Consider the following 15,086-nt stretch of genomic DNA (forward strand, 5'->3'; position numbering starts at 1 on the left):
TCCTAAGCTGGGCGCGCTGTCGGCACTGGGTTGACCAGTTGCTCGAGCGTCGCGCGATCCAATAATTCGGTGTCCAATTTGATGTAGATGGCGGCTTCTTCAGCAACAACCACGGCATCGGTAACCCCAGCGACGGCCTTGAGGCGCTCGGCCAAGCCAGCTTCGCGAATCGCTTCGGGCGATAACGGCAAGCGCAGACTCGTCACATAGGGAGGTTCGCGCATGGTAACAGCAAAGGCGAGCCAGAGGGCAGCCAGACCTGCGCATCCCAGGAACACAACCGACAAACCGCCATGCTGGAACATCCAGCCACCCATGATGCCGCCCAGTGCGGAGCCCAGGAACTGGCTGGTGGAATACACCCCCATCGCCGTGCCCTTGCCACCGGCCGGTGAAACTTTACTGATCAGCGAAGGCAGCGAAGCCTCCAGCAGGTTGAACGCGGTGAAGAACACCACCGTGCCGATCACCAGCGCCCGCAAGCTGTCGCCGAACTGCCAGAAGAATAGTTCAGTGAGCATCAATGTCGCGACGGCGCCCAGCAAAACTCGTTTCATTTTGCGTTTTTTCTCGCCATAGATGATGAACGGGATCATGGCGAAGAACGAAATCAACAGCGCAGTAAGGTAGACCCACCAGTGCTGTTCCTTGGGCAGACCGGCTTTTTGTACCAGCGCCAGGGGCAAGGCGACGAAGCTGCACATGAGCATCGCGTGTAATACGAAGATACCTAAATCCAGACGCAGCAGGTCGGGGTGCTTGAGCGTCGGCAACAGCGCCTTGCGCGCCACACCGGACTCGCGATGCTGCAGGGTGCCGGTGGAACGCGGCACCATGAAGGCCACGATCAGGATACCGATCAGCGCCATGCCGCCGGTGGCGAGGAACAAGCCATGCAAGCCGAACGCGCGCGTCAGCAGCGGGCCGACCACCATGGCGACGGCAAACGACAGGCCGATGGTCATGCCGATCATGGCCATGGCCTTGGTGCGGTGCTGTTCGCGGGTCAGGTCCGACAACAGCGCCATCACCGCAGCAGAAATCGCCCCGGCACCCTGCAGGATACGTCCGGCGATCACGCCCCAGATCGAATCGGCCTGAGCGGCGAGCACACTGCCGAGGGCGAACACGATCAGCCCCAGGTAGATCACCGGGCGCCGGCCGATGCGGTCGGAAATGATTCCGAACGGAATCTGAAAAATCGCCTGGGTCAGGCCATAGGCGCCAATCGCCAGGCCGATCAGTGCCGGGGTCGCGCCGGCGAGGTCCATGCCATAGGTCGCCAGTACCGGCAACACCATAAACATGCCCAGCATACGGAAGGCGAACACCAGTGCCAGACCGCTAGCTGCTCGGGTCTCGCCGCTACTCATGCGTTCGCTGTGGGGATCGTGCATGGAAAAACCTCGTGTGAACCGGCGGCGATTCTACCAGTCCCATCGATTGAGAGGGTATATGCGGCGCTTTGCCGCGCAGCTTTCATGTAAGGCTGCACCCGGCACTTTGACAGTGTATATTCATCCAGTCTTCCGTCGTATACTCCCGCATTATTTATGCCCGCCGTGCGAGGCCATCTTGGACAAGATCCTGATTCGTGGGGCTAGAACCCACAACCTGAAGAATATCGACCTGACCCTGCCGCGGGACAAACTGATCGTCATCACCGGCCTGTCCGGCTCCGGCAAATCGTCCCTGGCGTTCGACACGCTGTATGCCGAAGGTCAGCGTCGCTATGTGGAATCGCTGTCGGCCTATGCCCGCCAGTTCCTGTCGATGATGGAAAAGCCCGACGTCGACACCATTGAAGGCCTGTCGCCGGCGATTTCCATCGAGCAGAAGTCGACCTCCCATAACCCGCGGTCCACCGTGGGCACCATTACCGAAATCTACGACTACCTGCGCCTGCTGTATGCGCGGGTCGGTATCCCGCGTTGTCCGGACCACGACATTCCGCTGGAAGCCCAGACCGTCAGTCAGATGGTCGATCTGGTGCTGGCCCAGCCTGAAGGCGCCAAGCTGATGCTGCTGGCACCGGTGATCCGCGAGCGCAAGGGCGAACACCTTTCGGTCTTCGAAGAGCTGCGTGCCCAGGGTTTTGTGCGCGCGCGGATCAACGGCAAACTGTATGAGCTGGACGAGGCGCCGAAGCTCGACAAGCAGAAGAAGCACTCCATTGATGTCGTGGTCGACCGCTTCAAAGTGCGCGCCGACCTGCAGCAGCGCCTGGCGGAATCGTTCGAGACCGCGTTGAAGCTGGCGGACGGCATTGCCCTGGTAGCACCGATGGACGACGAGCCCGGCGAAGAGATCATCTTCTCCGCGCGCTTTGCCTGCCCGATCTGTGGCCATGCCATCAGCGAGCTGGAACCCAAGCTGTTTTCCTTCAACAACCCGGCAGGTGCCTGCCCGACCTGCGATGGCCTGGGGGTAAAGCAGTTCTTCGACATCAAGCGTCTGGTTAACGGTGAGCTGACGTTGGCGGAGGGCGCGATACGTGGCTGGGACAGGCGCAACGTTTATTATTTCCAGATGCTGGGATCGTTGGCCTCCCACTATAAATTCAGCCTCGAAGTGCCGTTCAACCAACTGCCGGCGGATCAGCAGAAGGTGATTCTCAACGGCAGCGGCTCGCAGAACGTCGACTTCAAATACTTGAACGACCGCGGCGATATCGTCAAACGCTCGCACCCGTTCGAAGGCATCGTGCCGAACCTGGAACGGCGTTACCGCGAAACGGAATCGGCCAGCGTGCGCGAAGAGTTGGCGAAATTCCTCAGCACCCAGCCCTGCCCGGATTGCCGGGGGACTCGCCTGCGTCGCGAGGCACGGCATGTGTGGGTGGGTGAGAAAACCTTGCCGGCAGTGACCAACCTGCCGATTGGCGATGCCTGCGAATACTTCGGTGTTCTCAAGCTGACCGGACGTCGCGGGGAAATTGCCGACAAGATCCTCAAGGAAATTCGCGAGCGTCTGCAGTTCCTGGTGAACGTGGGCCTGGACTACCTATCGCTGGATCGCAGTGCCGATACCCTGTCCGGCGGCGAAGCACAGCGTATTCGCCTGGCCAGCCAGATTGGTGCCGGCTTGGTCGGCGTGCTGTACATCCTCGATGAGCCGTCGATCGGCTTGCACCAGCGCGACAATGATCGACTCCTGGGCACGCTCAAACATTTGCGGGATATCGGCAACACCGTGATCGTGGTCGAGCACGATGAAGACGCGATCCGCCTGGCGGACTACGTGGTCGATATCGGCCCGGGCGCTGGCGTGCATGGTGGACACATTGTCGCCGAGGGCACACCCGCCGAGGTGATGGCGCATCCGGATTCGTTGACCGGCAAGTACCTGTCCGGCCGTGTGAAAATTGAAGTGCCGGCCAAGCGTACGCCACGCAACAAGAAGATGGCGTTGCACCTCAAGGGCGCGCGCGGCAACAACCTGCGCAATGTTGACCTGGAGATTCCACTGGGCCTGCTGACGTGCGTGACCGGTGTGTCGGGGTCGGGTAAATCGACACTGATCAACAACACGCTGTTTCCATTGAGTGCAACCGCCCTCAACGGCGCGACCACCCTGGAAGCGGCGGCGCACGATAGCATCAAGGGCCTGGAGCATCTGGACAAGGTGGTCGATATCGACCAGAGCCCGATTGGCCGGACCCCACGTTCCAACCCGGCGACCTACACCGGCTTGTTCACACCGATTCGCGAACTGTTCGCCGGTGTGCCGGAGTCCCGCTCTCGTGGGTACGGGCCTGGCCGGTTCTCGTTCAACGTCAAGGGTGGGCGATGCGAAGCGTGTCAGGGCGATGGCCTGATCAAGGTGGAGATGCACTTCCTGCCGGACATCTACGTGCCGTGCGATGTGTGCAAGAGCAAGCGCTATAACCGCGAAACCCTGGAGATCAAATACAAGGGCAAGAGCATCCACGAGACCCTGGAGATGACGATCGAAGAAGCTCGCGAGTTCTTCGACGCGGTTCCCGCGCTGGCGCGCAAGCTGCAGACGCTGATGGACGTGGGCCTGTCATATATCAAGCTGGGGCAATCGGCGACCACGTTGTCTGGTGGTGAGGCGCAACGGGTGAAGCTATCCCGTGAGCTGTCCAAACGCGATACCGGCAAGACTCTGTATATCCTCGATGAGCCCACCACCGGGCTGCACTTTGCGGATATCCAGCAATTGCTGGACGTGCTGCATCGACTGCGCGACCACGGCAACACAGTGGTGGTCATCGAGCACAACCTGGATGTGATCAAGACGGCCGACTGGCTGGTGGACCTGGGGCCGGAAGGTGGTTCCAAGGGTGGCCAGATCATTGCGGTGGGCACGCCGGAGCAGGTCTCCGAGATGCCGCAATCGCACACCGGTTATTACTTGAAACCATTGCTTGCTCGCGATCGGGCCTGATTCCCCGGCCCACGAAAAAGCCCCTGTCACCTCACGGCGACAGGGGCTTTTTCGTAGCGGGTGGTCAGAACTGCGATTGCAGGTAGTTCTCCAGACCAATCAGCTTGATCAGGCCCAACTGCTTTTCCAGCCAGTAGGTGTGATCTTCTTCGGTGTCATTCAACTGTACCCGCAGAATTTCCCGGGTGACATAGTCATTGTGCTGCTCGCAGAGCTCGATGCCCTTGCAGAGTGCGGCACGCACCTTGTACTCAAGGCGAAGATCAGCAGCGAGCATGTCAGGCACCGTGGTGCCCACATCCAGATCGTCGGGACGCATACGCGGCGTGCCTTCGAGCATCAGGATGCGACGCATCAGAGCATCGGCATGCTGCGCCTCTTCTTCCATTTCGTGGTTGATACGCTCGTAGAGCTCGGTAAAGCCCCAGTCTTCGTACATACGCGAATGGATGAAATATTGGTCACGAGCTGCCAGTTCGCCCGTCAGCAACGTGTTGAGGTAATCGATTACGTCGGGGTGACCTTGCATCGCCCTACATCTCCCTGCTTGAAAGTCTGTAGTTTGAACCATGCTGACTCTGAGGTCACGGGACTAACGGCAGAAAAGTGAACATTTCCGGAGAAAAGTAGCTGAAATAACGCAAAAACCGCCCAAATGAGGGCGGTTCTGCTTATCGTTTAGAGTCAGTTAAGCGATACACCCAGTGCCTTTGCGATTGCTTCTCCGTACGCAGGATCGGCCTTGTAGAAGTGCGCCAACTGGCGCTGGACCACATCGCTGGAAACCCCACCCATCGCACCGGCGATGTTATTGGTGAGCAGGGCTTTCTGCTCATCGTTCATCAGGCGGAACAGCGCACCGGCGTGGCTGTAGTAATCAGTGTCTTCGCGGTGATCATAACGATCAGCGGCGCCGCTCAGGGCCAGGGCAGGCTCGGCGTACTGTGGAGCTTGCTTCGGTGCATCGGCGTAGCTGTTTGGCTCGTAGTTGGGCGTTGCACCACCGTTGCTGCCAAATGCCATGGAACCGTCGCGCTGGTAGCTGTTCACTGGGCTAAGCGGGGCATTCACCGGCAGTTGCTGGTGGTTGGTGCCAACACGGTAGCGGTGGGCATCGGCGTAGGCAAAGACGCGACCTTGCAGCATGCGGTCAGGCGACAGACCCACGCCAGGAACCATATTGCTCGGGCCAAATGCAGCTTGTTCCACTTCAGCGAAGTAGTTTTGCGGGTTGCGGTTGAGCTCCAACTCGCCGACTTCGATCAACGGGAATTCCTTCTGCGACCAGGTTTTGGTCACGTCAAAGGGGTTCTCGTAGTGAGCATTGGCCTGGGCTTCAGTCATGATTTGGATACAGACGCGCCATTTTGGGAAATCACCACGCTCGATCGCCCCGAACAGGTCGCGCTGGGCGTAATCAGGATCGGTACCCGCAAGACGTGCAGCCTCAGCCGGCGCAAGGTTCTTGATGCCCTGCTTGGTCTTGTAGTGCCACTTTACCCAGTGACGCTCGCCCTTGGCATTGATCAGGCTGTAAGTGTGGCTACCGAAGCCGTGCATGTGACGATAACCGTCTGGAATGCCACGATCCGAAAACAGAATGGTGACCTGGTGCAGCGCCTCTGGGGAGTGCGACCAGAAGTCCCACATCATCTGCGCGCTTTTCAGATTGCTTTGCGGCAAACGCTTTTGGGTGTGGATGAAATCAGGAAACTTCAACGGGTCGCGGATGAAGAACACCGGTGTGTTGTTACCCACGATGTCCCAGTTACCCTCTTCGGTGTAGAACTTCAAAGCGAAGCCACGTGGGTCGCGCTCGGTATCCGCCGAACCGCGCTCACCGCCCACCGTGGAGAACCGCAGGAAGGTCGGCGTTTGTTTGCCAACGGCGCCAAACAGCTTGGCGCTGGTGTACTGGGTAATGTCTTGGGTGACGGTGAATGTACCGTAGGCACCCGAGCCTTTGGCGTGTACCCGACGCTCCGGGATATTTTCACGGTTGAAGTGGGCCAGCTTCTCGATCAGGTGAAAATCGTCGAGCAACAAGGGACCGCGCGGACCGGCGGAACGGGAATTCTGGTTATCCGCAACGGGCGCGCCGCTGGCGGTAGTAAGGATTTTATTTTGACTCATGCTCAATTTTCCTCAGGTCGGGCTTGGATCTGCCGGCTAATCGGCTTGGAGGGGAGTATTGACCATTAACATGACGCCTACAAATTCATTAAATTGCAGGCTTCAATAGAAAATAACTACCAACAATCCCAGTTCCTATAGTGCTGATGCCTATCTGAGGAAGCTTGTACAAATCGCGCTTTTGTTACGCGCACAAAAAACCGGGCGCTAGGCCCGGTTCTTCGTTGCAGCTTGTCGTCTTACTCGGCGCTTACAGCTTCGCCGGCAGTAGCACGATCAACCAACTCGACGTACGCCATAGGCGCGTTGTCGCCAGCGCGGAAACCGCACTTGAGGATGCGCAGGTAGCCACCCTCACGGGTAGCGTAACGCTTGCCCAGGTCGTTGAAGAGCTTACCAACGATAGCTTTCGAACGAGTACGGTCGAAAGCCAGACGGCGGTTAGCCAGGCTGTCTGTCTTGGCCAAAGTGATCAGCGGCTCAGCAACGCGACGCAGTTCTTTAGCTTTCGGCAGTGTAGTTTTGATCAGCTCGTGCTCGAACAGCGACACCGCCATGTTTTGGAACATGGCCTTGCGGTGCGAGCTGGTACGGCTCAGGTGACGACCACTTTTACGATGACGCATGGTTCATTCCTTACCAAACTCACGTTCGGTGATTACGACGATCAGGCAGTCGCCTTGTCGTCCTTCTTAAGACTTGCAGGCGGCCAGTTGTCGAGGCGCATGCCGAGGGACAGACCGCGGGAGGCCAGAACGTCCTTGATTTCAGTCAAGGATTTCTTGCCCAGGTTCGGAGTCTTCAACAGTTCTACTTCGGTACGCTGAATCAGGTCGCCGATGTAGTAAATGTTTTCCGCCTTAAGGCAGTTAGCCGAACGTACAGTCAGTTCCAGATCGTCAACCGGGCGAAGCAGGATCGGATCGATCTCGTCTTCCTGCTCGATTACCACTGGTTCGCTGTCACCTTTGAGGTCGACGAACGCAGCCAACTGCTGTTGCAGAATGGTTGCAGCGCGGCGGATAGCCTCTTCAGGATCCAGAGTACCGTTGGTTTCCAGATCAATAACCAGCTTGTCCAGGTTAGTACGCTGTTCGACACGGGCGTTTTCCACCACGTATGCGATACGGCGAACCGGGCTGAACGAAGAGTCAAGCTGCAAGCGACCAATGCTGCGGCTTTCGTCTTCATCGCTCTGACGCGAGTCGGCCGGTTCATAACCACGACCACGAGCTACGGTGAGCTTCATGTTCAGGGCGCCGTTAGACGCCAGGTTAGCGATTACGTGATCGGGGTTAACGATCTCGACATCATGATCCAGCTGAATATCGGCAGCGGTAACCACCCCCGAACCCTTCTTCGACAAGGTCAGCGTAACTTCGTCACGGCCGTGCAGCTTGATAGCCAGACCTTTAAGGTTCAACAGGATTTCAATTACGTCTTCCTGTACACCTTCGATGGCGCTGTACTCGTGGAGCACACCGTCAATCTCGGCCTCGACTACTGCACAGCCGGGCATTGAGGACAACAGGATGCGGCGCAGCGCGTTGCCCAGGGTGTGGCCAAAACCACGCTCGAGAGGCTCGAGAGTGATCTTGGCGCGGGTTGGACTGACAACCTGCACATCAATGTGGCGGGGTGTCAGGAACTCATTTACCGAAATCTGCATGGATGCACCTATTTTCTAGCCCTTACTTGGAGTAGAGCTCGACAATCAGGCTTTCGTTGATGTCGGCGGACAGATCACTGCGAGCTGGAACGTTCTTGAAAACGCCCGACTTCTTCTCAGTGTCTACTTCTACCCATTCTACGCGGCCACGTTGGGCACACAGATCGAGAGCTTGGACAATGCGAAGTTGGTTTTTAGCTTTCTCGCGAACTGCGACCACGTCACCAGCACGAACCTGGTAGGAAGGAACGTTTACGGTCTGACCGTTAACGCTGATCGACTTGTGCGATACCAGCTGACGGGATTCGGCACGAGTCGAACCGAAGCCCATACGGTATACAACGTTGTCCAGACGGCATTCGAGCAGTTGCAGCAGGTTTTCACCGGTTGCACCTTTCTTGCCAGCAGCTTCTTTGTAGTAGCCGCTGAACTGACGCTCGAGAACGCCGTAGATACGACGGACCTTCTGCTTTTCACGCAGTTGGGTGCCGTAATCGGACTGGCGACCGCGGCGTTGGCCGTGGATACCAGGTGCTGCTTCAATGTTGCACTTCGATTCGATCGCGCGCACGCCGCTCTTCAGAAAGAGATCGGTGCCTTCGCGACGAGCGAGTTTGCATTTTGGACCAATGTAACGAGCCATTCTTTACAATCTCCTGGATTACACGCGGCGCTTCTTCGGCGGACGGCACCCGTTGTGCGGGATTGGCGTCACGTCGGTGATGCTGGCGATCTTATAGCCACAGCCGTTCAAAGCACGGACAGCAGACTCACGACCTGGACCTGGACCTTTGACGTTAACGTCGAGGTTTTTCAGGCCGTATTCCAGCGCAGCTTGACCAGCACGTTCAGCAGCTACTTGAGCAGCAAACGGGGTGGACTTGCGGGAACCGCGGAAACCCGAACCACCGGAGGTAGCCCAAGAAAGCGCGTTACCTTGACGGTCGGTGATGGTCACGATTGTGTTGTTAAAAGACGCATGGATGTGGGCGATGCCATCAACCACTGTCTTTTTAACTTTTTTACGAGGACGAGCAGCAGGTTTTGCCATGATAATTTTCCTGTCGATTCGCGTGGGCGATTACTTGCGGATCGGCTTACGCGGACCTTTACGGGTACGCGCGTTAGTCTTGGTACGCTGACCGCGCACTGGAAGACCACGACGATGACGCAGACCACGGTAGCAACCGAGGTCCATCAAACGCTTGATTTTCATGTTGATTTCGCGACGCAGGTCACCTTCAGTGGTGAACTTCGCCACTTCGCCACGCAACAGCTCAATCTGCTCGTCGCTCAGATCTTTAATCTTTGCGGCTGGGTTTACCCCAGTATCTGCGCAAATTTTCTGCGCAGTAGTGCGACCAACACCATAGATGTAGGTCAGCGAGATAACAGTGTGCTTGTTATCTGGAATGTTAACGCCTGCAATACGGGCCATTCAGTGGGACTCCAATTGACAGCTACCTACGCCCCGGAAGCCAAGAAATAGGGCGCGAGATAATATCGCTGTAATAACAAATAATCAACCCGGCAGCGCACTAGCTGCCGGGCTTCAAGCGGATCACACTCAGCCTTGGCGCTGTTTGTGACGCGGTTCCGCGCTGCAAATTACTCGAACAACACCTTCGCGGCGAATAATCTTGCAGTTACGGCACAGCTTTTTCACCGATGCACGAACTTTCATCACCAACTCCTCGAACCTTATGGGGTACTCAGCGCAACATGCCGCTGCCGTAGCCCTTCAGGTTGGCTTTCTTCATCAGGGATTCGTACTGGTGCGAAACGAGGTGCGATTGTACTTGGGACATGAAGTCCATCACAACCACGACCACGATCAGCAACGAGGTCCCGCCAAGGTAGAACGGAACGTTTGCTGCAACCACCAGGAACTGGGGAAGCAAGCACACGGCCGTCATATATAGAGCACCGAACAGGGTCAAACGGGTCAGAACGCCATCAATGTAGCGTGCAGACTGCTCACCTGGACGGATACCCGGAATAAAGGCACCGGACTTCTTCAGGTTTTCCGCTACGTCTTTCGGATTGAACATCAACGCCGTATAGAAGAAGCAGAAGAAAATAATCCCTGCACTAAACAGCAGAATATTCAACGGCTGACCAGGAGCGATCGACTGAGAGAGGTCCTGCAGCCAGCCCATATTTTCAGACTGACCAAACCAGGTACCCAACGAAGCCGGAAACAGCAAAATGCTGCTCGCGAAAATTGCCGGAATCACACCGGCCATATTCACTTTCAGCGGCAAGTGGCTGGTCTGCGCAGCAAAAACCTTACGGCCCTGCTGACGCTTGGCGTAGTGAACAGCAATACGACGCTGGCCACGCTCAATGAACACCACAAAACCGATAATCGCTACTGCCAGCAAACCGATGGCAACCAGGGCGAAGATATTGATATCACCCTGACGTGCAGACTCGAAAGACTGCCCGATTGCTCTCGGAAGACCGGCGACGATACCTGCGAAAATCAACATCGAGATACCGTTACCAACACCACGCTCAGTAATCTGCTCACCCAGCCACATCATGAACATCGCACCAGCCACAAACGTGGATACCGCGACGAAATGGAAGCCAAAGTCACCAGTGAACGCAACACCCTGCCCGGCCAGACCAACGGACATGCCGATAGCCTGAACAAGGGCGAGGATGACAGTGCCGTAGCGGGTGTACTGGCTAATCTTGCGACGGCCAGCCTCACCTTCCTTCTTCAACTGCTCCAGCTGCGGGCTGACGGCGGTCATCAATTGCATGATGATCGATGCCGAGATGTACGGCATGATCCCCAGTGCAAAGATACTCATCCGTTCCAGCGCGCCGCCGGAAAACATGTTGAACAAGCTAAGAATGGTCCCCTCATTCTGTCGAAACAGGTCTGCGAGTCGGTCCGGGTTGATACCTGGAACCGGGATGTGTGCGCCTATTCGGTAGACGATAATCGCCAGGAACAGAAAACGCAGACGAGCCCAAAGTTCAGACATACCGCCTTTGCCGAGCGCTGAGAGAGCACCTTGCTTAGCCATTTATTCCTCGAACTTGCCGCCAGCTGCTTCGATAGCCGAACGCGCACCTTTGGTGGCGCCGATTCCCTTGCCGATAGTGACAGCGCGAGTCACTTCACCGGACAGCATGATTTTCACACGCTGTACGTTGACGTTGATCACGTTGGCATCTTTCAGGGTCTGCACAGTAACGATGTCGCCTTCCACTTTAGCCAGCTCGGACAGACGCACTTCTGCGCGGTCCATGGCTTTCAGGGATACGAAACCGAACTTAGGCAGGCGACGATGCAGCGGCTGTTGACCGCCTTCAAAGCCTGGAGCAATGGTGCCACCGGAGCGGGAGGTTTGACCCTTGTGGCCACGGCCACCGGTCTTACCCAAACCACTACCGATACCACGGCCCGGACGATGCTTTTCGCGACGGGAACCCGGCGCTGGACTCAGATCATTGAGTTTCATCGATTAACCCTCTACACGCAGCATGTAGTAAGCCTTGTTGATCATCCCGCGATTCTCGGGAGTATCCTGGACTTCTACAGTGTGACCGATGCGACGCAGACCCAAACCTTTAACGCACAATTTGTGGTTAGGGATGCGGCCGGTCATGCTTTTGATCAGCGTTACTTTAACGGTAGCCATGATCAGAAGATCTCCTTGACAGTCAGACCACGCTTGGCAGCGATGGACTCAGGAGATTGCATAGCCTTCAGACCCTTGAAAGTGGCGTGAACCACGTTTACCGGGTTAGTCGAGCCGTAGCACTTGGCCAGAACGTTCTGAACGCCAGCAACTTCGAGGACAGCACGCATAGCGCCGCCAGCGATGATACCGGTACCTTCAGAAGCAGGCTGCATGTACACCTTCGAAGCGCCGTGAGCGGACTTCATTGCGTACTGCAGAGTGGTGCCGTTCAGATCAACTTGGATCATGTTGCGACGAGCAGCTTCCATTGCCTTCTGGATCGCGGCAGGCACTTCACGTGACTTGCCACGGCCGAAGCCAACACGCCCTTTACCATCACCTACCACGGTCAACGCGGTGAAAGTGAAGATACGGCCGCCTTTAACGGTTTTGGCTACGCGGTTAACTTGAACCAGCTTCTCAATGTAGCCTTCGTCGCGCTTTTGGTCGTTATTTGACATAACTTAGAACTCCAGCCCAGCTTCACGAGCAGCATCAGCCAGCGCTTTAACGCGGCCGTGGTACTTGAAGCCAGAGCGGTCGAAAGCCACTTGCGAGACGCCAGCGGCCTTAGCACGCGTAGCGACCAGCTGGCCAACCTTAGTGGCCGCGTCGATGTTGCCGGTGGCACCATCACGCAGTTCTTTATCCAAAGTCGAGGCGCTTGCCAGGACCTGGTTGCCGTCGGCCGAGATGACCTGGGCGTAGATGTGCTGCGACGAGCGATACACGCAGAGACGCACGACTTCGAGTTCGTGCATTTTCAGGCGTGCTTTGCGAGCGCGACGCAGTCGAGTAACTTTTTTGTCGGTCATTTGCTATGCCCTACTTCTTCTTGGCTTCTTTACGACGGACGACTTCGTCCGCGTAGCGCACACCTTTGCCTTTGTACGGCTCTGGTGGACGGAAGTCGCGGATCTCAGCGGCCACCTGACCTACCAGCTGCTTATCGATGCCCTTGATCAGGATATCGGTTTGGCTAGGGGTCTCAGCGGTGATGCCTTCCGGCAGTTCGTAATCCACTGGGTGCGAGAAGCCAAGGGCAAGGTTCAGAACCGTGCCTTTTGCTTGCGCTTTGTAACCAACACCGACCAGCTGGAGCTTACGCTCGAAGCCTTGGCTTACGCCTTGGACCATGTTGTTTACCAACGCACGCGTGGTACCGGCCATTGCGCGAGTTTGTTGATCGCCATTGCGAGCAGCGAAACGCAGCTCACCAGCTTCTTCAACGATCTCAACGGACGAATGGATGTTCAGTTCAAGAGTGCCCTTGGCACCCTTCACCGAAAGCTGTTGGCCTGCGAATTTGACTTCGACACCGGCTGGCAGCTTAACGGGGTTCTTAGCGACGCGAGACATGCTTATCCCCCCTTAGAACACAGTGCAAAGAACTTCGCCGCCGACACCGGCAGCGCGCGCAGCACGATCCGTCATCACACCTTTGTTGGTGGAGACGATAGACACGCCCAGACCGCCACGAACTTTCGGCAGATCTTCAGCGGACTTGTACTGACGCAGGCCTGGACGGCTAACGCGCTTCACTTCCTCGATGACCGAACGGCCTTCGAAGTACTTCAGCTCGATGGACAGCAGTGGCTTGATTTCGCTGCTGATCTGATAACCCGCAATGTAGCCTTCGTCTTTCAGGACTTTGGCAACAGCTACCTTCAACTTGGAAGATGGCATGCTTACGACGGACTTTTCAGCCATCTGGGCATTACGGATACGAGTTAGCATGTCCGCTAACGGGTCCTGCATACTCATGGGCTAGACGCTCCTAATACAAAAAAATTAGCCTTGCGGCTACATATGTCGCTGAGAATCTCCGAGCATAAAAAACACGGGCTCAGGCGAGCCGCGTATTTTAGACACACTCCGGAAATGAAACAAGCCCCAAAAGGGGCTTGTTCCAGATTCAAGGTCACCGGCGGTCAGTATCTTGCGATTCAGACCGCCTGGACGCTGAAAGTACTTACCAGCTGGCTTTAACCAGACCTGGTACGTCACCACGCATTGCCGCTTCACGCAATTTGTTACGGCCAAGGCCGAACTTGCGGTAAACGCCGTGTGGACGACCGGTCAGGCGGCAGCGGTTACGCATGCGCGAAGCGCTTGCGTCACGTGGCTGCTTCTGCAGAGCAACTGTCGCTTCCCAACGCGCTTCTGGACTTGCGTTCAGATCAACGATGATTGCTTTCAGTGCTGCACGCTTCTTGGCGTACTTGGCAACCGTGAGCTGACGTTTCAGCTCGCGGTTTTTCATGCTCATCTTGGCCATGGTCCTACTCCAATCAGTTGCGGAACGGGAATTTGAAAGCACGCAACAGGGCGCGACCTTCATCATCGTTCTTGGCAGTGGTGGTCAGGGTGATGTCCAGACCGCGGAGAGCATCGATCTTGTCGTAGTCGATTTCCGGGAAGATGATCTGCTCTTTCACGCCCATGCTGTAGTTACCACGACCATCGAAGGACTTGGCATTCAGGCCGCGGAAGTCGCGGACCCGAGGCAGGGAGATCGACAGCAGACGATCCAGGAATTCGTACATACGCTCACGGCGCAGAGTCACTTTGACGCCGATCGGCCAACCTTCACGGACTTTAAAGCCAGCGATGGATTTCCGAGCGTAAGTCACAACGACTTTTTGACCGGTGATCTTTTCCAGGTCAGCAACAGCGTGCTCGATGACTTTTTTGTCGCCGACCGCTTCGCCCAGACCCATGTTCAGGGTGATTTTGGTAACGCGTGGAACTTCCATCACGTTCGAAAGCTTAAGTTCTTCCTTAAGCTTCGGTGCGATTTCTTTCCAGTAAATCTCTTTTAGTCGTGCCATGGTCTTCTACCTAGCAGTGTTCAAGCATCAACCGCTTTTTGGGTCGACTTGAAGACACGAATTTTCTTGCCATCTTCTACTTTGAAACCAACGCGGTCAGCCTTGTTGGTTTCGCCGTTGAAAATGGCGACGTTAGAAGCATCCAGCGGAGCTTCTTTTTCGACGATACCGCCTTGTACGCCCGACATCGGGTTAGGCTTGGTATGACGCTTAACCAGGTTCAGACCACCAATAACCAGACGGTTATTAGCGAGAACCTTAAGCACCTTACCGCGCTTACCTTTGTCTTTGCCGGCGATCACGATGATCTCGTCGTCACGACGAATCTTTTGCATGTCGGAT

General features: G+C 56.4%; 20 protein-coding genes. 1 reads left to right on the plus strand and 19 read right to left on the minus strand.

All coding sequences use genetic code 11. The annotated features are described in order from the left end of the window. Positions 1-2: 2 nt before the first annotated feature. On the minus strand, positions 3-1,397 hold the full coding sequence (locus tag V6M90_RS09060; RefSeq protein WP_003176398.1) for an MFS transporter: 1,395 nt from the start codon (positions 1,395-1,397) through the stop codon (positions 3-5). A gap of 178 nt (positions 1,398-1,575) precedes the next feature. On the opposite strand from V6M90_RS09060, the gene uvrA reads away from it, so the two are divergent. Next, positions 1,576-4,410, plus strand: a complete 2,835-nt coding sequence (uvrA, locus tag V6M90_RS09065) for an excinuclease ABC subunit UvrA (RefSeq protein WP_078734879.1) — start codon at positions 1,576-1,578, stop codon at positions 4,408-4,410. Between the two features lie 64 nt (positions 4,411-4,474). On the opposite strand, the gene bfr is transcribed toward uvrA, so the two are convergent. The 18 genes from bfr to rplX all read right to left on the minus strand — a co-directional run bounded on the left by bfr (position 4,475) and on the right by rplX (position 15,079). Next, entirely contained in the window at positions 4,475-4,939 is a 465-nt protein-coding gene (gene bfr, locus V6M90_RS09070) for a bacterioferritin (protein WP_003176400.1), read from the minus strand. Between the two features lie 155 nt (positions 4,940-5,094). Further along, positions 5,095-6,543, minus strand: a complete 1,449-nt coding sequence (locus tag V6M90_RS09075) for a catalase (protein ID WP_078734880.1) — start codon at positions 6,541-6,543, stop codon at positions 5,095-5,097. Positions 6,544-6,782: 239 nt separating this feature from the next. Continuing rightward, the gene (rplQ, locus tag V6M90_RS09080) at positions 6,783-7,169 is read right to left on the minus strand and encodes a 50S ribosomal protein L17 (protein WP_003176402.1); all 387 of its coding nucleotides are present in this window, start codon (positions 7,167-7,169) and stop codon (positions 6,783-6,785) included. Positions 7,170-7,210: 41 nt separating this feature from the next. Continuing rightward, complete coding sequence (locus V6M90_RS09085) at positions 7,211-8,212, minus strand: DNA-directed RNA polymerase subunit alpha (RefSeq protein WP_003176403.1); 1,002 nt, start codon at positions 8,210-8,212, stop codon at positions 7,211-7,213. Positions 8,213-8,234: 22 nt separating this feature from the next. Beyond that, complete coding sequence (gene rpsD, locus V6M90_RS09090; protein ID WP_003176404.1) at positions 8,235-8,855, minus strand: 30S ribosomal protein S4; 621 nt, start codon at positions 8,853-8,855, stop codon at positions 8,235-8,237. 18 nt (positions 8,856-8,873) lie between these two features. Beyond that, the gene (rpsK, locus tag V6M90_RS09095) at positions 8,874-9,263 is read right to left on the minus strand and encodes a 30S ribosomal protein S11 (protein WP_002555466.1); all 390 of its coding nucleotides are present in this window, start codon (positions 9,261-9,263) and stop codon (positions 8,874-8,876) included. 30 nt (positions 9,264-9,293) lie between these two features. Further along, on the minus strand, positions 9,294-9,650 hold the full coding sequence (rpsM, locus tag V6M90_RS09100; RefSeq protein ID WP_003210063.1) for a 30S ribosomal protein S13: 357 nt from the start codon (positions 9,648-9,650) through the stop codon (positions 9,294-9,296). A gap of 129 nt (positions 9,651-9,779) precedes the next feature. Beyond that, positions 9,780-9,896 (minus strand): 50S ribosomal protein L36, encoded by a 117-nt coding sequence (gene rpmJ, locus V6M90_RS09105; protein ID WP_002555468.1) that lies wholly within the window; start codon positions 9,894-9,896, stop codon positions 9,780-9,782. 28 nt (positions 9,897-9,924) lie between these two features. Further along, positions 9,925-11,253, minus strand: a complete 1,329-nt coding sequence (gene secY / locus V6M90_RS09110) for a preprotein translocase subunit SecY (RefSeq protein WP_003176406.1) — start codon at positions 11,251-11,253, stop codon at positions 9,925-9,927. Continuing rightward, entirely contained in the window at positions 11,254-11,691 is a 438-nt protein-coding gene (gene rplO, locus V6M90_RS09115; protein WP_003176407.1) for a 50S ribosomal protein L15, read from the minus strand. A gap of 3 nt (positions 11,692-11,694) precedes the next feature. Beyond that, positions 11,695-11,871 carry a 50S ribosomal protein L30 gene (gene rpmD, locus V6M90_RS09120; protein ID WP_003176408.1) on the minus strand — a complete coding sequence of 59 codons (177 nt, stop codon included), beginning with the start codon at positions 11,869-11,871 and terminating at the stop codon, positions 11,695-11,697. 2 nt (positions 11,872-11,873) lie between these two features. After that, positions 11,874-12,374, minus strand: coding sequence for a 30S ribosomal protein S5 (rpsE, locus tag V6M90_RS09125; protein ID WP_003176409.1), 501 nt, complete (start codon positions 12,372-12,374; stop codon positions 11,874-11,876). Between the two features lie 3 nt (positions 12,375-12,377). Continuing rightward, entirely contained in the window at positions 12,378-12,728 is a 351-nt protein-coding gene (rplR, locus tag V6M90_RS09130; RefSeq protein ID WP_003176410.1) for a 50S ribosomal protein L18, read from the minus strand. Between the two features lie 10 nt (positions 12,729-12,738). After that, complete coding sequence (rplF, locus tag V6M90_RS09135; protein ID WP_003176412.1) at positions 12,739-13,272, minus strand: 50S ribosomal protein L6; 534 nt, start codon at positions 13,270-13,272, stop codon at positions 12,739-12,741. Positions 13,273-13,284: 12 nt separating this feature from the next. After that, complete coding sequence (gene rpsH / locus V6M90_RS09140; RefSeq protein ID WP_003176413.1) at positions 13,285-13,677, minus strand: 30S ribosomal protein S8; 393 nt, start codon at positions 13,675-13,677, stop codon at positions 13,285-13,287. A gap of 208 nt (positions 13,678-13,885) precedes the next feature. Further along, entirely contained in the window at positions 13,886-14,191 is a 306-nt protein-coding gene (gene rpsN, locus V6M90_RS09145; RefSeq protein WP_003176414.1) for a 30S ribosomal protein S14, read from the minus strand. A 13-nt stretch (positions 14,192-14,204) separates the two neighbouring features. Beyond that, positions 14,205-14,744, minus strand: a complete 540-nt coding sequence (gene rplE, locus V6M90_RS09150; protein ID WP_003176415.1) for a 50S ribosomal protein L5 — start codon at positions 14,742-14,744, stop codon at positions 14,205-14,207. Between the two features lie 20 nt (positions 14,745-14,764). Continuing rightward, the gene (rplX, locus tag V6M90_RS09155) at positions 14,765-15,079 is read right to left on the minus strand and encodes a 50S ribosomal protein L24 (RefSeq protein ID WP_003176416.1); all 315 of its coding nucleotides are present in this window, start codon (positions 15,077-15,079) and stop codon (positions 14,765-14,767) included. Positions 15,080-15,086: the final 7 nt, after the last annotated feature.

The organism is Pseudomonas lactucae, from assembly GCF_036688725.1.
Classification (GTDB): domain Bacteria; phylum Pseudomonadota; class Gammaproteobacteria; order Pseudomonadales; family Pseudomonadaceae; genus Aquipseudomonas; species Aquipseudomonas lactucae.